Source organism: Pseudomonas sp. PvP089 (assembly GCF_017875165.1).
In the GTDB taxonomy this organism is placed as follows: Bacteria; Pseudomonadota; Gammaproteobacteria; order Pseudomonadales; family Pseudomonadaceae; genus Aquipseudomonas; species Aquipseudomonas fortuita.
The window spans coordinates 1,362,451-1,381,057 of the sequence record NZ_JAGGME010000001.1; the positions used below are offsets into that span (position 1 = coordinate 1,362,451).

The window sequence follows — 18,607 nt, forward strand, 5'->3', positions numbered from 1 at the left end:
TGGTTTCAGTGAAGCGATTCAGCTTCAGGCGGGCAGGATATAGCGGAAGTTGTAAGAAAAAAAGACAAATTGTCGCAGGGGATTGTTGTTCAGCGGGTAACAATAGCCTGAAGAGGGGCGCAAAGCGCCCCCGCGATTTCAGAAGGTGGTACGCAACCCCACTTCGACACTACGCCCCGGCGCCGGCGCGATATCGCGCAGGATCGAGCTGGCATAACGCACGGTCTGGTCGGTCAGGTTTTCGCCGCGCACAAACGCCAACCACTGGCTCTGGCCAACTTCGAAGCGGTAGCCAACGCTTGCACCCAGTGTGGTGTAGCCATCGGTGCTGGTTTCGTTGGCCGGTTTGCGGTGCTGCGACGCGGCATGCTGGACATCGACCCGCGCCTGCCAGCGGTCCAGTTCCCACACCAGGCCGCTGTTCAGGCGCAGCGGGGCGATGCGTGGCAGCGGTTCGCCGCTGTCGAGGTTCTTGGCCCGGGTGTAGTCACCAGACAACTCCAGCGCGAAGCTGCCGTAACGGTTCTCGACCAGTTGCCAGCGGTCCTGGGCCTCGATGCCGTAAAAGCGCGCCCGCACGCCCTGGTACTGGTATTCCGGGAAACCGTCGTGGTCATGGTCATGGTCGTGATCGTGGTCGTCCTCGCCATGGTCGTGATCATGCCCGCCCTCGCGCAGGTTGCCGGTGCCGATCAGCCCGATGTAGTTGCGAAAGTGGCTGTAGAACACCCCGACACTGCCTTTGTGGGTGCCATTGTCGAAGCGCAGCGCCAGGTCGGCAGAGATGGCCTTTTCCTTGTTCAGGCTGGCGTCGCCAACTTCAAAAGCGCCGGTGGCCACGTGCGCGCCATTGGCGTACAGCTCGTAGAACGTCGGGGCGCGCTCGGTGTAGCCGAGGTTGGCGGCCAGCGACCAGATCGGGTCGAGCTGGTACACCGCACCTGATGACAGGCTGAAGGCGTTGAAGCTGCTGGCACTGTCGGCATCGACGAAGTTTTCGTTGCCTTTGGCGTCAGGGTCTACCCGAGTGTGCTCCACGCGTGCGCCCAGGCTCAGGTTCAGCCGCTGTGTGGCCTGCCATTGCTCCAGCATGAACAGCGCGAGGCTGTTGGTATGGGTGTGTGGGACAAAAGCCTCTTCGCCCAGGGCGGAAAATTCGTTGCGGCTGACCTGAGCACCGATCACCCCCTCCACCGGCCCGAGCGGTTGGTGGCGGGCTTCGATACGGGCTTCGTAGCCCTTGTTCTTGAAGGTGGTGTGCACCTCGCCTTCTTCGATCTCGCTGTGTTCGTAGTCGGTATAGCCAGCATCGACCTTGACGGAGCTGAACGGGCCATCCAGGTCACGCAGTTCGGAGGCGAAGGCGTAGTGGTCCTGTTTCATGTCCAGGCGCACACCGGATTCGGCCACCGAGCCGTAATTGCTGTCGTAGCGGCTATAAGACAGGCCGGCGTAACCGTGATCCCAGTGATAGGCGCCACCGACGGCACCGCCATCTTGACGGCCGTCGCTGTTTTCCAGGCGGTGTTTGCTGCCGGGCTCATCGGCGTCACGTACCTTGGCGCTGCGGGCGTAGCCGGGGATGCGCAGGTCGTTGAATTGGCGGCTGTTGGCATCGAGATGCAGGGCGAAGGCACCGTTGCCCGCCTCCAATTTGCCGGCGCTGCTGCGGGTGGTGTCGGCGCCACCGTAGCGCAGCTCGCCGGCACCGTGGATGCCTTCGATCGGTGCGTCCGGGATGCGATTGTCGAAGGTATTGACCACGCCACCGATGGCGTTGCCGCCGTAGAGCAGGGCGGCCGGGCCACGGACGATCTCGACGCGCTCGACGGTAACCGGGTCCAGCGGCACGGCGTGGTCATAGGACAGCGATGAGGCATCCAGGGCGCCGACGCCATTGCGCAGGATGCGGATGCGGTCGCCGTCCAGGCCACGGATCACCGGGCGGCTGGCGCCAGGGCCGAACCAGGTAGAGGCGACCCCGGGCTGCTTGTTCAGGGTTTCACCGAGGCTGCCGTGCTGTTGTTGCAGCAGGTTGTCGCCTTCGAGCACGGTGCTGGGGGCGGTCAGCTGGCGGTTGCCCAGCGGATTGGCGGTAATTACCTGTGGTTCGAGTTCCACGGCCTGGCTGGGCGATGCAGCCAGCCAGAGCGCGACGGCAAGGGGGGAGAGACGAAGCGTTGGGTACAGCATGGCGATGGGGCGTTCCTTGGCAGATGCTTTTTTAGTGTTACAACATAACATAACTATTTCAGCACAGAGGTTTTACGCCTGGCCAGCAGTTTTTCTGTCGACTTGACGGATCCCGTCCGCCACTACACTCGTGTAAGGTGCGCATCTTTCCAACGGAGCACAGCATGAGCACGGCCCAACACAACGCGCTGCACGGCAAGACCCTTGAACAGATCCTCACCGAGCTGGTGGCGCACTACCAATGGCAGGGCCTGGCCGAACGCATCGATGTGCGTTGCTTCAAGAGCAACCCCAGCATCAAGTCGAGCCTGTCCTTTTTGCGCAAGACACCGTGGGCGCGGGAAAAGGTCGAGCAGTTGTACGTGAAGCTGCAGCGCCAGGCCTGATATGCCGCGTCGCCCCTGGCTGACCAGCATCGCCGTGCTCGGCTGGTTCGGCCTGACCGTGCAGGTATACCTGGTGCTGCTGGCGCGCTGGCAGGAACAGGCCAGCCTGATTGGCGGCCTGATCAACGTGTTCGGCTATTTCACCGTGCTGACCAATACCTTGGTGGCGGCGGTGGTCAGTTATGCGGCGTTCGGTCGTGAAGGCCGAGTCAGGCGTTTTTTCCTGTCGCCGTCGGTGAGTACTGCGGTGGCTGCCAGCATCGTGCTGGTGGCGCTGGCCTACAGCCTGTTGCTGCGTCACTTGTGGCAACCGCAGGGCTGGCAATGGCTGGCGGACGAGTTGCTGCACGACGTGATGCCGGTGCTTTATGCCGTGTACTGGTGGTGGGAGGTGCCCAAGGGCAGCCTGAGGCTTTGGCACTTGGCGGTGTGGGCGATTTACCCGGCGGTGTACTTCGCCTACGCGCTGTGGCGGGGGAGCGAGATTGGCGTGTATGCCTACCCGTTCATCGATGTGGCGAGCCTGGGGTATGGGCAGGTGATGCTCAATGCCCTGGGGGTGCTGGCGGGGTTCTGGGGGATAGGGCTGGTGTTGCTGGGGCTGGATAAGTGGCGCGGGTCGAACAGATTCGCTTAGCGTGCACTGGCCCTATCGCCGGCAAGCCAGCTCCTACAGGTACCCCATAGCCTTCATGGGCTGTGCAGTAACTGTGGGAGCCGGCTTGCCGGCGATAGGGCCAGTACAGGTAACCAAGATCACTCGTCGTCCGCAGTCCCGTCGGCACGCCAGTAGGCCGCCGCCTTCAGCGCATCCTCCGGCACCCCTTTTTCCAGCAATAGCGCCTTGGCCTGGCGGGTCAGGGCTTTTTCCAGCGCCACCCAGCCGTACAACCGACCTTGCGGCAAGGTCAGGTTCTTCAACAGTTCCAGCAAATCTTCTTGCTGGCGACGCACCCAGATGACTTCGACTTGTGACTTGCTCGGCAGCGGCTGGCGCTCCTGCTCGTCTTCGATCTGGATCACCGCCAGCACCTGGCGGCCAGCCGGCAGTTCGTCCAACCGCCGACCAATCGCCGGAATGGCGGTTTCGTCACCGATCAGCAGGTAGCTGTCGAAAATATCCGGCACCACCATTGATGCTCGTGGCCCAGCGATGTCCAGGGTTTGCCCAGGCGCGGCCTGGGCGGCCCAGGTGGAGGCGGGGCCATCACCGTGCAGTACGAAGTCGATGTCCAGTTCATTGGCCACCAGGTCGATGCGCCGTGGCGTGTACTCGCGCATGGTCGGCCGTGCGCCACCGTCCCGGCCCATATTACGGGCCTCGATGGCCTGCTGTTGCTCCGGCGTTTCGGCGAACAGCAGCTTGATATGGTCATCACTGCCCACGCTGGTGAAACCCTGCAGTTCGGCACCGCCGAGGGTGATGCGGCGCATGCGTGGGGTCAGTTCGGTGACCCGCAGTACCTGCAAACGGCGTTGGCGGATCTGGTGGTTGACGCGGTGGATGGTGTCACTCATGGGAAGCCTCCCTGACAGGTTCGGCCGGCCCGGAGGCGATGGCCTTGGCGGTATGGTTGAGCAAGTCGCGGACCCGTTGGATCTCTTCCGGTGTCCAGCGGCCGCTGTGCATGTGCAGTGCGTGGCGCAGGTTGCCGACTGCTTCATGGATTTCTGGCGGGCGGTCGTGGCCGCGCAGGGCGCGTTTGCTGACCTCGATGCGCATGCGCACGCCGTCCAGGGCGACAGCCTGCTCGGCCAGGGCGCTGCGCCCGGCGTCGGTGATGGCATAGAAGCGTTTGCTGCCTTGCACCTGGCCACTGATCAACTCGGCCTCTTCAAGAAAATTCAGCGTGGGGTAGATCACCCCGGGGCTAGGGCTGTAGCTGCCGTCGAACAGGTTTTCGATCTGGCGGATAAGGTCGTAACCGTGGCCGGGCTGGTCTGCGAGCAGGTCCAGCATCAGCAGCTTGAGGTCACCGGGGGCGAAGACGCGTGGGCCGCGCTCGCCGCGGCCGGGGCGCCGCTCGAAGGGATCATGGGGGGTGTGTTCGCGCATGGGGACAGGGCTCCGTCGTTTGCGATATATCGTAAGATATTACTCAAGATATATCTAAAGACAAGCCTCTGGATGCTGATGATTATCATCTAGTCATTCGATACGTTCCCTGCCGCAGTCGGTGTGTTCACGGCCACCTGCGGCGGTTTGCACTCATTCGGATTGCCCGGCTGCAGGTACGGCATGAGAATCGGGGCCATGCCTTTGAGAACCTGCACCGGCAGCGCCGAGGTGAATTTGAATGCCTCTGCCGAGCGCCCCGGCACGAAGGCGGTGAGGGTGCCGAAGTGGTTGTCGCCAAGGAAGAACACAAAGGTGGCTGTACGGTTCAGCGAGCGCGAGCCAATCAGCCGGCCACCGGCGCCGAAGCTTTCAATGCGGTTGTCACCGGTACCGGTCTTGCCCCCCCATCACCAGTGGTGTACCGTCCTGCAGCTTGAAGCTGCCGGAAATACGCCGCGCCGTGCCTGCATCCACCACCTGCGACATGGCGCCTTTCAGTGCGCGCGCCACTTCCACGGGCAGAATCCGCACGCCCCGGTCCGGGTCGGTGATCAACTTGGTCTCATAAGGTGTATTGGCTGCAAAGTGCAGGGTGTCGATGCGCAGGGTAGGCAGGCGTATGCCGTCGTTCTGGATGATGCCGACCAGTTCGGACAGGGCGGCAGGACGGTCGCCCGAACTGCCGATCGCGGTGGCCAGCGAGGGCACGAGGTGGTCGAATGGATAGCCAACGCGCTTCCAGCGCTGGTGGATGTCGAGGAAGGCTTCGATCTCCACCATGGTGCGGATGCGGCTATCGCGGGCCCCTTGGTAGCGGCTCTTGAACAGCCAGCTGTACACCTCTTGGCGCTCGAAACGGCTGGCGTTGACCATTTCGGTCAAGGTCGAGCTCGGGTTCTTCAGCAGGTAGCCGAGCAGCCAAAGGTCCAGCGGGTGGACCTTGGCAATGTAGCCCTGGTCGGGCAGGTCGTATTTACCGGGGCCATAGGCATCGTACATCTCTGACAGGCGGCCGTCGGTCAACTTGCCCAAGGCAGCCTTGTCGCCCTTGAGGTGGGCACGTACGAAGGCATTGAAGGTTTCCTGCCCTGCTTCAGGGAACAGGTAGCGGTGCACCGCTGCCAGCCGCTGTGGGGTCACGCGCATGCTGTCCAGGAAGGTGTCCAGGCGCTGCTGCGAGGTTTTGCGCTGGTATTTCTTCCAGAAGCGCATCAGGTAGTTGGTGCCTTCCTTGTCGGCGAAGCGGGCCAGGTATTCCTGGCGGCGAGGGTCGGCGTCGTCCTTGAGCAGCGGCACGCGGTTGTACGGCTGCTGGTAGGTCACGTAGCGCACCAGGTCGCGCATCAGACGGATGAACGGCAGGTTGATCGATTCGCGTAGGGCATCCTTGAGTGTCGGGTTGCGGCTGTTGTCTTCCTTGCGGAAGTTGTTGAACACGTGCATGCCGCCGCCTGTGAAAAAGGCTTCACCGGTATTGGCGGAGTATTTGCGCTCCAGCGCGGCGTCGAGCATGGCGTCCAGGCTCTGGTTCTTGCTGTTCTGCGCCAGCCATTCCAGCGACCACTGGGTAATGCGGTCGAGTTCGGCGACTTCGACCTTCTTCAACTCGGCAGCGGGCTTGCCGGCGTACTTGTCGTGCAGTTCGGCGATGATCTCCAGGTATGTGGTCAGCACCCGCAACTTGGCGGTGGAGCCCAGCTCCAGCTTGCTGCCTTCGTTGATGTCGAAGGGCTGGTTGGTGCTGTCGGTCTGCACCCGTACTCGCGAGCCGTCGGCCGTGCGCTCAAACAAGGTGAAGCTGTAGCTCACTTGGTCGGTGGTCTTGGTGGTGAGCAGGCGCTCGCCGATCAGCCCCATCTGCGCGGCAAACTCGGGGTCGGCAAGGTTTTTCAGGTACTGGCTGACCTGCAGTTGCAGGTCGGCCTGCAGGGTACTGGTGGCCGACACATCGAGGCGGTCGAGATCATACAGCGGGCGGTTGAGCATGGCTGCCAGCCGGTTACGCGCCAGGCTGATGCCCTTGTTGGTGACGATCGGCACGATGGTTGGCTGCGCTACCCAGTCGCGATAGACCGCTTTGCTGGCCAGTGCGGCTTCGGCCAGTGGCTGCTCTATCACATTGTTTGCGGCGAGCACGCGGATGTGCGAATCGGTGAGTTCGGCCAGCTCGACCCGGCCCTTGGACAGGTAGTGGGACGGGCGGCGCTGGGCAATCATCAGCGACAGCACCTGGCGCAGGGCAAGGCCGCGTGTGGCCATGCTTTCGGCGTCAGTGGCGGTGGAATTCAGCGCCAGGTTGACCTGGTCGAAGTCGGCGCCGTACCACACCCGCAAGCCTTCGGCCATGCCGTGTACTTCGCCGTGCCCGGGCACGGCCGACAGCGGCACACTGTTGAGGTAGTCGCGCACGATGCGCTGGCGTGCTTCGGTGGTATCCGGGCCGCCCCGGTAGGCGCGCACGCTGGCAGAAATCATCTGTCGGATTTTCTCGGCACCCGACACGGTCAGGCCGTCCGGTGAGTGGCGGTACTTTTCCAGTTGCGTGGCCAACGTGCTGCCGCCCGCAGACTGACCAGGCAAAGCCAGGTACTTGGCCACCTGGCTGTAGGCGGCTTTGGCAAAGCGTGGCCAGTCCACGGCGGGGTTGTTGCGCGGGTCCTGGGTATCGAGCAGGTCGCGGTTCTCGATGAACAACAGGCTGCTGACCATCACCGGCGGGATCGCGGCAAAGTTCGGGTACAGGTGCTGTGGATAGTTGTACTGGTACAGCGTGTCGCCGCGGCAGTCAGTGATCGACAGGCCGGCCTGGATTTTCTCGATATAGGGCGCGAACAGCCCATGATCGACGTAGTTCATCAGCGCAGGGGAGAACCTCACCTGCTCAGTGATCAGGTAATCGCGCTTGAGCAGGCGTGGCAGGAATTCGCCCAGGGCGCTGTAGCCCAGTCGTTTGTCGAACGGCCCTTCACCGGGGTAGATAATGGCGTCACTGGGGCCAGGCTCCAGCGAGTAGGTCAGCGTAGCGGCCAGTTTGCTGAACTCGCGCGATTGCAGTTCGGAGGTGCGGAATTCGTCATACGCAGCGAAGCCGATGGCTACCAGCGCCACCAGCAGGATGAGGATGATCAGCCGCCACCAAAGCCGACGCTGACGGGGGGGCTTCGGTTGGGGCGTCTCGGCCGGAGGTATCTCGGGTGCTTCCGTTCTGCTTGGTTCCGATTGCCACAGTGCGCCCATAGTCTTCAATCCGGCCAGGTGTTTTCGTCTTGCTTGTCTGAAGCTTAGACGTTGAGCGGGTGAGGTGAAAAATTTGTAGGAGGTGGAGAAAAGCGGGGTAGGGCTATGCGGCTTTGGTGTGGGTTTTTTGACCCCGAGATGTTGCTATGGTGCCGGGGCAGTTTTCCGGGCCGCTGCACGGGCGAGAAAACTTGCTGATTATTCCTGTATATACAGCGAAAAACCCTGCAACGGTCTTCCTATACTGCTCGGCCCCTTCGCCCTGCCGGGCGCTCTACCCCGGCACACGGGCCGGCCCACGAAGCCAGCCTGGCAAGCAGACGCCACGCCTATCGGCCTGGCCGGTGCTGCACGAAGGTCAAATCCAATAACAAAATGAGGTTGTATTGCTATGCCAGTCGGCAACCACTCTGCCCATGGCCAGGCCAATGAAGGCGGCCCGCTCAAGCGTGAACTGGGCGAACGGCACATCCGCCTGATGGCGCTGGGCGCCTGTATCGGCGTCGGTCTTTTCCTCGGTTCGGCCAAAGCCATCGAAATGGCCGGCCCTGCCATCATGCTGTCCTACATCATCGGTGGCTTGGCCATCCTGGTGATCATGCGCGCCCTTGGCGAAATGGCCGTGCATAACCCGGTCGCCGGGTCGTTCAGCCGCTATGCCCAAGACTACCTCGGCCCGCTGGCGGGCTTCCTCACCGGGTGGAACTACTGGTTCCTCTGGTTGGTGACCTGTGTCGCCGAAATTACTGCAGTAGCCATCTACATGGGTATCTGGTTCCCCGACGTGCCCCGCTGGATCTGGGCCCTGGCAGCCTTGGGTAGCATGGGCGCCGTTAACCTGGTAGCGGTGAAGGCCTTTGGTGAATTCGAGTTCTGGTTCGCCCTGATCAAGATTGTCACCATCATCGCCATGGTCCTTGGCGGCATCGGTGTCATTGCCTTCGGCTTCGGCAATGACGGTGTGGCTGTAGGTGTCTCCAACCTGTGGAGCAACGGCGGCTTCATGCCGAATGGCGTGACCGGCGTGCTGATGTCGCTGCAGATGGTGATGTTCGCCTACCTGGGTGTGGAAATGATCGGTTTGACCGCCGGCGAAGCACGCAACCCGCAAAAGACCATCCCACAGGCCATTGGCTCGGTGTTCTGGCGCATCCTGCTGTTCTACGTCGGTGCGTTGTTCGTGATCCTGTCGATCTACCCGTGGAACGAAATTGGCAGCCAGGGTAGCCCGTTCGTCATGACCTTCGAGCGCCTCGGCATCAAGACCGCCGCCGGCATCATCAACTTCGTGGTCATCACCGCGGCACTGTCGTCGTGCAACGGCGGGATTTTCAGCACCGGGCGCATGCTCTACAGCCTGGCACAAAACGGCCAGGCCCCTGCCGCCTTTGCCCGTACCTCGAAGAATGGCGTACCGCGCAATGCACTGCTGCTGTCGATCGGCGCGCTACTGCTGGGCGTGCTGGCCAACTACCTGGTGCCGGAAAAAGTGTTTGTCTGGGTAACGTCGATTGCCACCTTCGGTGCAATCTGGACCTGGGTGATGATCCTGCTGGCGCAGCTCAAGTTCCGTGCCGGTCTTTCCACTGCTGAGCGCAAGGCACTGAAGTACCGCATGTGGCTGTGGCCGCTGAGCTCCTACCTGGCGCTGGGTTTCCTGGTGCTGGTGGTTGGCTTGATGGCGTACTTCGAGGATACCCGTGTGGCCCTGTACATTGGCCCGGCGTTCCTGGTGCTGCTGACCGTGCTGTACTACGCGTTCCGTCTGGCGCCGAAAGACGTACAAGGTGTGGCCAGTACCGCTTCCTGATCTGAAACCTCTGGGGCCGCTTTGCGGCCCATCGCGGCGCAAGGCCGCTCCTACAGGAGATCGCGTATTTCTGCAGGAGCGGCCTTGTGTCGCGATCTGGCTGCGTAGCAGCCCCAGGGCTCTATCAGGCAGCCACTTCGCTGTGTGGCTCAAAGCTGTCGGCCCGGGCCAGTTGCCACATGCGTGAATAGAACTGCCCGTTCACCTCGCCGGTCAGCAACTCGCCCGGTTTCAAGAACACATGCATCTGCGAGAACAGCTTGATCTCGGTGGCCGAGACGCGCCGCACCAGGTGCTTGGCTTCCAGCTGCGCCGGGTGGTCCAGGCCCGCCGCCGCGAGCATTTCGGCCAGGGCACGCAAGGTGTTGTGGTGGAAGTTCAGCACCCGTTGGGCCTTGTCTGGCACCACCAGAGCGCGCTGGCGCAGTGGGTCTTGCGTGGCCACGCCGGTGGGGCACTTGTTGGTGTGGCAGCTCTGCGACTGGATGCAGCCAATGGCGAACATGAAGCCACGCGCCGAGTTGGCCCAGTCAGCACCAATGGCCAGCACGCTGGCGATGTCGAAGGCGCTGACGATCTTGCCGCTGGCCCCGAGCTTGATCTTGTCACGCAGGTTCAGGCCAACCAGCGTGTTGTGCACGAACAGCAGGCCTTCGCGCAGCGGCACACCGATATGGTCGGTGAACTCTACCGGTGCGGCGCCGGTGCCGCCTTCCTTGCCATCGACGACGATGAAGTCGGGCAGGATGCCGGTTTCCAGCATGGCCTTGGCGATGCCCATGAACTCCCACGGGTGGCCCAGGCAGAACTTGAAGCCGACTGGTTTGCCGCCGGACAGCTCACGCAGCTGGGCAATGAACTGCATCATCTCGATCGGCGTGGAGAAAGCGCTGTGGCGCGACGGCGAGATGCAGTCTTCGCCCATCAGCACGCCTCGGGTCTCGGCAATCTCTTGGGTTACCTTGTGTTTGGGCAGGATGCCGCCGTGGCCGGGCTTGGCGCCCTGGCTCATCTTGATTTCGATCATGCGCACCTGCGGGCTGCGCGCCTGGGCGGCGAAGCGTTCGGGGTCGAAACGCCCGTCCGGCGTGCGGCAACCGAAGTAGCCGCTGCCCAGTTCCCAGACCAGGTCGCCGCCATGCTCGCGGTGATAAGGGCTGATACTGCCTTCGCCGGTGTCATGGTGGAAGTTGCCCAGCTTGGCGCCCTGGTTGAGGGCGCGGATGGCATTGGCGCTGAGCGAGCCGAAGCTCATGGCCGAAATGTTGAAGATCGAGGCCGAGTACGGCTGGCTGCACTGCGGCCCGCCGACGTTGACGCGGAAGCTGCTCGGGTCGGCCAGCGGCGCCGGGCGCATGGAGTGGCCGATGAACTCGAAACCAGACTCGTATACGTCTATCAGGGTGCCGAACGGTTTGTCCGAGGCTTCGTTCTTGGCCCGGGCGTACACCAACGAGCGCTGAGCGCGGGAGAATGGCAGGGCGTCGCTGTCGGACTCCAGCAAGTACTGGCGGATTTCCGGGCGAATGGCCTCGACCAGATAGCGGATGTTGCCCAGGATCGGGTAGTTGCGGCGTACGGCATGGCGTTGCTGCAGCAGGTCGAACAAGCCGATCAGGCTGAGGATGCCCGTGGTCAGGGTGAACGGCCACAACCATTCGTGGTGGGTGAAGGGCAAGCTCGCCAAGGTGAACAGCACACAGGCTGCGAAGAAGGCATAGCGACTGAGTAGTGACAGGCTCATACAGGGTCCTTGCGATGGCGCGGTCAGGCTCAGGGCCTGGGGGCAAACCCCGACCATAGCCAAGTTGCAGGGCCCTGCAAATTAAAATCGGGGTAGCGAAAATCATTCTCGCCAAGTTGTGTACTGGCTGTACCCGCCCTATCGCCGGCAAGCCAGCTCCTACAGGTCATCACCAGCTTCGAGCGAAGTGACATCTTTGTGGGAGCTGGCTTGCCGGCGATAGGGCCGGTACAGCCGCTAACGCTCAGTGCTTGTCACGCAGCAGTTTCTGCCGCCAGATTTCCTGCTCTTGTGCGGGCGCCTCGACCAGATACGAGTAACGCCCGGCCACCCGTACCGCCACCGGTACCCCGTCGCGATACAACAAGCGGTTACCACTCACCGCTGGCACTTTCGCCCCGGGCAGCAACGAGCCGGTCAGGTTCAGCGGGTCATTGCCACTCACTACCAGCAACGTCCCGTCCGGGTCGCGGCGGCGCACCTGCCGCAGCAACCCCACCGCCTCCGGCAAGGCGAACTGTTCACCCGCCAGCCCGGCAATGAAGCGCCCACCACGGATCTCGCCACGCGCCTCCAGCCGGTGATAGCAGCGCAGCAGTTCACGCCAGGGCGGCAGTACATCACTCTCGCGCTCCAGCAGCCGCCAGCAGATCACGCCATAGCGGCGCAGCAGGGTGCGGGCGATGTACTCCAGGCGCTGGTCTTGATCCGGTGGCGTAGCGCTGCGGCGCAGCAGTGCCCAGCGCCCGGCATGCGCCATGCTGCTGGAAAGCGGCGGGTGGCCACGGCGGCTGTTACGAGAGCTGCGCTTGGCTGCAGGGGTGATCAGGCTGCGTAAGCCGGTGAAACTGTCCGCACCGACCAGGCCCGACCCCACCAGCTCCTGCAGCGCAGTTTCCAGTTCGCTGGGCAGCAGACGTGCCTCATGCGCCAGTTCATCGAAGAACAGCGCTCCCTCGGTTTTAAGCGCTTCGTGCACACGTTGCGCACGCAGGCCAAGGGCATCCACCGTTGGGGCGGGCGCCAGGCTGCGCCATGTGTTCAGCTGGTCGCGCGGCAGCAGCACCAGTGGGGTACTTGATAGGGTGCTGCTCGCCAAAGTTGCCGCCAGCCGGCTCCAGGCAAACTGGCCGCTGCGGCAGGCATCGTCGAGCCAGTGGGGGCTGTAGTCCTTGATGCGCGAAGGCAGCAGTTCCGCCTCCCACGCCCCGGCGGCGCTGGGAAACCCCTGCAACTGGCCCAGCACTTCGGCCAGCGCCTGCGGACCACGCAAGCGCTCGTCAGGTGCCAAGTGCTGCCAGTCGAACAGAAAGCGCATGAAGTCCTGGAGGCTGACCGGTTCGATCTCCCGGCGCAGGCGTTTCACGGTGTAGCGATGAATGCGCGCCAGCAAATGGCGTTCGCACCACTGCAGGTCGGTTGCACCAGGGCTGAAATGCCCGCGCAGCACATAGCCTTCAGCTTCCAGGCGGGCCAGTGCCTGCTCGACGGCTGGCAACGGCTTGCCAAGCGGTGCGGCTATCTGTGGCGCGGTGCTGGGGCCATGGCCACTCAGACGGGCACGTAACAGTTCAGTCAGGGCAAGGTCCGGCTCGGGGGCCTGATCGAACCCAGGCAGCATCTGCAAGGCAGGTTCCAGCACAGCGTCCGGATACACGCTCTGCAGCAGGCCCAGTCGCTCACGCGCCAACCACAGCTTTTCGTCCGCCAGGCGCAAGGCCCGACCATTTTTGGCCAGTTGCCTGAGCAACAGGTCCCAGCTGGCATTGCCCTGCACTTCAGCTTGGCTGATGGCGCCCAGGCCCATCAGCGCTTCGTGCATTTCGTCTGCATTGCCTGGCTGTGGCCAGGCTTCTGCCGCGACGGCGGCGATGGCATCAGCGTCCAGCGCGCCCAGGTCGTCGCCACTGTGCACTTCGCTCCAGCGTCGGTTGAGTACTGCCTGGGTGCGCCGTTCTTCCAGCGGGGCATCGTCCAGAAAAGCGTACGGCCTGGCATTGAGAATGGCAGAGGCCAGTGGCGAAGGCGCGGGCAGGTCGCGGCACAACAGACGTACCGCCCCGCTTTCCATGCGTCGCAACAGGGCCAGCCAACCTTCGCTATCCATCGCCTCATGCAGGCAGTCGTCCAGGGTTTGTTCGACCAGCGGGTGATCGGGTATCTGCCGCTCGCCGGCAATGTTTTCCAGGCAGGCGATCTGGTCTGGGAACACGGCGGCCACCAAGTCTTCGCTCTTCATGCGCTGGATCTGTGGCGCGACCTTGCGCCCGCCCACGAAGCGCGGGAGGGCCATTGCAACGCCGGCGTTCCAGCGCCAGCGTACGCCAAACAGCGGCGCATCCAGCACCGCCTGGACGAGGATCTGCTCGGCACTGCGGCTATTGAGGTAATGCCACACCTCGTCCAGCGCGAAACTGTGGCTGGTCGACAGCGACAGCACGATGGCATCTTCGCTGGCGGCAGCCTGCAGCTCGAAATTGAAGGTGCGGCAGAAGCGTTTGCGCAGGGCCAGGCCCCACGCGCGGTTGATGCGGCTGCCGTAGGGCGAATGGATGATCAGCTGGGTCCCGCCGGACTCATCGAAAAAGCGCTCCATCACCAGCGTGTCCTGCGAGGGCAGGGCGCCAAGCACCTCGCGGGTGCGGGCCAGGTAGTCGAGCAACTGGCTGGCGCTGTCTTCGTCCAGTTCGAAGGTAGCCTGCAACCATGCCAGTACCTCGACCATGTCGCCGTCAGCCTGGGCCAGTTGCTGGTCGACCCGTGCCTGCAGCCGCGCCACGGCGGCAGACAGCTCGTTGCTGCGCCCGGGCGCTTCACCCAGCCAGAACGGAATGGTCGGCGGCAGGCCATGGGCATCTTCCACCCGTACGCGGCCCGCCTCGACGCGCAGAATGCGATAGGAGGCGTTGCCCAGCTGGAAGATATCGCCGGCAATGCTCTCCACGGCAAAGTCTTCATTGACGCTGCCAATGTTCAGCGCCTGTGGTTCCAGCAGTACGGTGTAGTCGGCGTTGTCAGGGATGGTGCCGCCGCTGGTCAACGCCGTCAGTTGGCTGCCGCGACGGCCGCGCAAGGTGCCGCTGACCGCATCGCGGTGCAAATAGGCGCTGCGGATACCCTGGCGGCCGTTGTAGCCCTCGCCGAGCATGCTGAGCAGCGCCTGGTAGTGGCGCTGGTCGAGCTCGGTGTAGGGCGTGGCCTGGCGCAAGCAGTCGAACAGGGCTTGTTCGTGCCAGTCCTTGTTACTGGCTTCGGCCACGATCTGCTGGGCCAGCACGTCCAGCGGTGCCCGGGGTATGTGCAGCTCGTCCAGTTCGCCTTGGCGCACGCAGTCCAGCAGGGCCACGCATTCGATCAGGTCATCGCGTGAGGTGGCGAACAGGCGCCCCTTGGGCACGCCGTCCACTTGGTGGCCGGCGCGGCCAACCCGTTGCAGGAAGGCGGCAATCGAACCTGGCGAGGCGATCTGGCACACCAGGTCGATATCGCCGATATCAATGCCCAGCTCCAGCGAAGCGGTGGCGACCAGCACCTGCAAATGGCCGCGCTTGAGCCGCTGCTCTGCACCCAGGCGCAGCTCCTTGGACAGGCTGCCATGGTGCGCGGCGACCGCCTCCTTGCCCAGCCGGTCGCTGAGGTGACGGGTGATGCGCTCGGCAAGGCGCCGGGTGTTGACGAATACGAGCGTGGTGCGGTGTTCGCGGGCGAGGGTGGCCAAGCGGTCGTAGACCAGGCCCCAGACATCGTTGGCCATTACCGCGCCAAGTGGCACCGGCGGCACTTCGATGGCCAGATCGCGTTCGCGCGCATGGCCTACATCGACGATGGCGCAGGGGCGCCCGCTACCGACCAGAAACTGTGCCACCCGCTCGACCGGGCGTTGCGTGGCGGACAGGCCGATACGCCGCAGTGGCCGTTTGCACAAGGCTTGCAGGCGTTCGAGGGTCAGCGCCAGGTGGGCGCCACGCTTGTTGCCGGCCAATGCGTGAATTTCGTCGACGATTACCGTGTGCACGTTGGCCAGGCCTTCACGGCCCGAAGCCGAGCCCATCAACACGTACAGCGATTCGGGGGTTGTCACCAGAATGTGCGGGGCCAGCTTGCGCATGGCAGCACGTTCCTTTTGTGGCGTGTCGCCCGTGCGCACGGCTGTGGTGATGTGTGGGGCGTTCAGGCCCTGGTCTGTGAGGGCCAGGCTGATGCCTTCGAGCGGGGCCTGGAGGTTCAGGCGAATATCATTCGACAGGGCCTTCAGCGGTGAAACGTAGATCACCTGGGTTTGCGCGGGCAGCTCACCTTGGTGCTCCAGGCCTTCACGGAACAGCTCGTCGAGCACCGCCAGGAAAGCACTGAGGGTTTTGCCCGAACCGGTCGGCGCGGCCAGTAACATCGACTGGCCCGCATGGATCAGCGGCCAGGCCTGTGCCTGGGCTTCAGTGACCGTGGCGAAATGGCGACGGAACCAGGTGCGCACGGCAGGGTGGAACAGCGCGAGCACCGGGTGGTGTTTGGCGGGCAGGTTCATGTGTTGGTTATGGAGTGTACGCGGCGGGTTGGCAAGGGGCCGTTCGTCGCGGATGCTATGTTGCCTGCGCTGGCCCTATCGCCGGCCAGCGCAGGCGATACCTTCTTTGATTTCTTGAGTGAGCTGATCCATGCCGAACATAATCCGCATCGCCGCCGCCCTGCTGATCGACCCTCAGGGCCGAACCCTGCTGGTGCGCAAGCGCGGCACCGGGGCTTTCATGCAGCCAGGCGGCAAGATCGATGCCGGTGAAACGCCGGTGCAGGCACTGGTGCGCGAGTTGAACGAGGAGCTGGGCTTGCACATCGACCCGGCCCAGGCCGTGCATCTGGGCCAGTTCAGTGCCCCAGCCGCCAACGAGCCAGGCTTCGAAGTGCAGGCCGAGCTATTTCGTGTCGACAGCGCCGCAGCCGTGGTCCCGGCGGCGGAGATCGAAGAGGTTGTCTGGCTGGCCGCTGACCAGGCGCCCGTCATGCCACTGGCGCCGCTGACCCGCGACCTGATCCTGCCGCTGTACCGCCAGGCGCTCAACGCACCGCGCTGACCCCATCGAGGGTGGCGAACGAGGTGTCTTTGGCGGTCAGCAAAAAGTCGCGCATGTAAGGCGCATCGAGCATGTCGGTGCGCACGGCCGCATAAAGGGTGGCGAACAGGCCTTTCTCACCCAGGCGTTTGCCCTTCACATAGCCGCGCGAGCTGTACTCGTGCAGTGCCCAGTGCGGCATGCCGCATACCCCGCGGCCGCTGGCTACCAGCTGCATCATCATTACCGTCAGCTCCGAGGTGCGTACGGCGGCCGGCTCGATGTCGGCCGGCTCCAGGAAGCGGGTGAAGATGTCCAGGCGGTCGCGCTCCACCGGGTAGGTGATCAGCGTCTGGTCGAGCAGATCTTGCGGCACCATGTAAGGCTTGCTGGCCAGCGGGTGCTGGTTGGCCACCGCCAGCATTGCCTCATAGGTGAACAGTGGCACATACGTGATGCCTGCCAGGTCCACCGGGTCGGAGGTCACCACCAGGTCCAGGTCGCCGCGGGCCAGGGCCGGCAATGGGGCGAAGGCAAAGCCGGAGGCCAGGTCCAGCTCCACCTCCGGCCAGGCGTCGCGGAACTGGTCGATGGTTGGCATCAGCCACTGGAAGCAGCTATGGCATTCGATGGCCATGTGCAGGCGCCCGGCAGTGCCGCCGGCCAGGCGCGCGATGTCGCGCTCGGCGCCGCGCAGCAGCGGCAGGGTGGCATCGGCCAGTTGCAGCAGGCGAAGCCCGGCACTGGTGAAGCGGATCGGCTTGGTCTTGCGCACGAACAGGGGCAGGCCCAGGCGTTCTTCCAGTTCCTTGAACTGGTGCGATAGCGCCGACTGGGTCAGGTGCAGGCGCTCGGCGGCCTCCACCAGGCTGTCGGCTTCGCGCAGGGCATGAAGGGTTTTCAGGTGGCGGATCTCCAGCACTGCTGACTCCGGGGTTGAAATTTAAAGAAACAGGGGGTGAGTTGAGTTTCCCTCATGTTGGCGCGGCTGTCGACTGGGCATTTGGATGCACCGCCTGGCGGGAGTCATGAAACTGTCACCGAACTGTGGCAGCGCGCTCGAACAGAATTCATCAGACTCGCGCTCTACTGGGGATCTGCATTCTGGTGTTTCGTTCATGCGGGCTTTTTGGCTTTTTCTTTTCTTCATGTTCAGCGTACCGGCGAGTTTCGCCGAACAGCATTGTGACGCCCATGTGCCGGTGCAGCGTGCCGAGCTGGGCGCCGTCAGCCTGGTGTACCAGAGCGTCGGGGCGCAGCGTGACCCGGCCTTGCTGCTGGTGATGGGCCTGGGCGGGCAGCTGATTCATTGGCCGGACGATGTGGTCGAGGCCCTGTGCCGCCAAGGCTTTCGGGTGATCCGCTATGACAACCGCGATGTCGGCCTGTCACGCTGGAACCAGGTGCCACCGTCGGCCAACCTGACGGTCGAGCTGTTGCGTTACAAGCTGGGCCTGCCGGTGGCGGCGCCCTATACGCTGACGGATATGGCCGATGACGGCTTGCGCCTGATGGACGCATTGGGTGTACGCCAGTTTCATGTCTTGGGCGTGAGCATGGGCGGCATGATCGCCCAGCATCTGGCAGCCATGGCCCCCGAGCGCGTGCGCAGCCTGACATTGGTCATGTCCAGTTCAGGGGCAGCGGGGCTGCCTGCGCCGGCCCCGGCGCTGGTGCAACTGCTGGCCCGGCGTAGCGCGCCGAACCGCGAAGTGGCCATCGAGCAGCAGGCCGACCTGCTGGCGGCTTTAGGCAGCCCCGAGGTGCGGGACGACCGCGCGGTATTGCTGCGCCAGGCGGCGGTCGCCTATGACCGGGCGTTCAACCCGGACGGGGCCAAGCGCCAGATCATGGCGATACTGGCCGAGCCCAGCCGCGTCGAGCTTTTGAACCAGCTTCGTGTGCCGACGCTGGTGGTGCATGGCACGGCCGACCCGTTGTTGCCGGTGATGCACGGCGTGCACCTGGCGGCGCATATCCAGGGCAGCCAGTTGCGCCTGATACCTGGGTTGGCGCACCGCTTTCAGGAGCCGTTCAAGGCGCCGCTGCTGGGGGCGGTATTGCCTTATTTGCAGGCGCACAGGCAAGAGGTCACGCACATCGCCGGGCTCTGACTCCGCGAAGCAGCCA

11 protein-coding genes and 1 pseudogene are annotated in these 18,607 nt (G+C 63.7%); 5 read left to right on the forward strand and 7 right to left on the reverse strand.

The features are described 5' to 3' along the window. Positions 1–138 precede the first annotated feature (138 nt). On the reverse strand, positions 139–2,193 hold the full coding sequence (locus tag J3A71_RS06240) for a TonB-dependent receptor (protein ID WP_096426699.1): 2,055 nt from the start codon (positions 2,191–2,193) through the stop codon (positions 139–141). 164 nt (positions 2,194–2,357) lie between these two features. Between J3A71_RS06240 and J3A71_RS06245 the strand changes: the two genes are divergently transcribed. Next, positions 2,358–2,579 (forward strand): VF530 family protein, encoded by a 222-nt coding sequence (locus J3A71_RS06245; protein WP_023047126.1) that lies wholly within the window; start codon positions 2,358–2,360, stop codon positions 2,577–2,579. A gap of 1 nt (position 2,580) precedes the next feature. Continuing rightward, a complete protein-coding gene (locus tag J3A71_RS06250; RefSeq protein ID WP_016488809.1) occupies positions 2,581–3,216 on the forward strand; it encodes a Pr6Pr family membrane protein in 636 nt (211 codons plus the stop codon). A 119-nt stretch (positions 3,217–3,335) separates the two neighbouring features. Here J3A71_RS06250 and J3A71_RS06255 read toward each other — a convergent pair whose 3' ends face one another. The 3 genes and pseudogenes from J3A71_RS06255 to J3A71_RS06265 all read right to left on the reverse strand — a co-directional run bounded on the left by J3A71_RS06255 (position 3,336) and on the right by J3A71_RS06265 (position 7,875). Continuing rightward, positions 3,336–4,097, reverse strand: a complete 762-nt coding sequence (locus J3A71_RS06255; RefSeq protein WP_016488808.1) for a siderophore-interacting protein — start codon at positions 4,095–4,097, stop codon at positions 3,336–3,338. Continuing rightward, a complete protein-coding gene (locus J3A71_RS06260; RefSeq protein WP_209952710.1) occupies positions 4,090–4,635 on the reverse strand; it encodes a PadR family transcriptional regulator in 546 nt (181 codons plus the stop codon). The genes J3A71_RS06255 and J3A71_RS06260 overlap by 8 nt, the downstream gene beginning before the upstream one ends. 89 nt (positions 4,636–4,724) lie before the next feature. After that, positions 4,725–7,875: pseudogene (locus J3A71_RS06265) on the reverse strand (transglycosylase domain-containing protein). Between the two features lie 391 nt (positions 7,876–8,266). On the opposite strand from J3A71_RS06265, the gene J3A71_RS06270 reads away from it, so the two are divergent. Continuing rightward, on the forward strand, positions 8,267–9,685 hold the full coding sequence (locus J3A71_RS06270) for an amino acid permease (RefSeq protein ID WP_016488805.1): 1,419 nt from the start codon (positions 8,267–8,269) through the stop codon (positions 9,683–9,685). 124 nt (positions 9,686–9,809) lie between these two features. Here the strand turns inward: J3A71_RS06270 and J3A71_RS06275 are convergent, their stop codons facing one another. Next, positions 9,810–11,429, reverse strand: coding sequence for an FMN-binding glutamate synthase family protein (locus tag J3A71_RS06275; RefSeq protein WP_096426696.1), 1,620 nt, complete (start codon positions 11,427–11,429; stop codon positions 9,810–9,812). 244 nt (positions 11,430–11,673) lie between these two features. Then, complete coding sequence (locus tag J3A71_RS06280) at positions 11,674–15,954, reverse strand: DEAD/DEAH box helicase (protein ID WP_209952713.1); 4,281 nt, start codon at positions 15,952–15,954, stop codon at positions 11,674–11,676. Between the two features lie 130 nt (positions 15,955–16,084). On the opposite strand from J3A71_RS06280, the gene J3A71_RS06285 reads away from it, so the two are divergent. Then, complete coding sequence (locus tag J3A71_RS06285; RefSeq protein ID WP_023047129.1) at positions 16,085–16,498, forward strand: NUDIX domain-containing protein; 414 nt, start codon at positions 16,085–16,087, stop codon at positions 16,496–16,498. Here the strand turns inward: J3A71_RS06285 and metR are convergent. Then, a complete protein-coding gene (gene metR / locus J3A71_RS06290) occupies positions 16,482–17,399 on the reverse strand; it encodes a transcriptional regulator MetR (protein ID WP_016488801.1) in 918 nt (305 codons plus the stop codon). The genes J3A71_RS06285 and metR overlap by 17 nt on opposite strands. A gap of 196 nt (positions 17,400–17,595) precedes the next feature. Here metR and J3A71_RS06295 point away from each other — a divergent pair, with 196 nt between their 5' ends. After that, positions 17,596–18,591 carry an alpha/beta hydrolase gene (locus J3A71_RS06295; protein ID WP_016488800.1) on the forward strand — a complete coding sequence of 332 codons (996 nt, stop codon included), beginning with the start codon at positions 17,596–17,598 and terminating at the stop codon, positions 18,589–18,591. Positions 18,592–18,607: the final 16 nt, after the last annotated feature.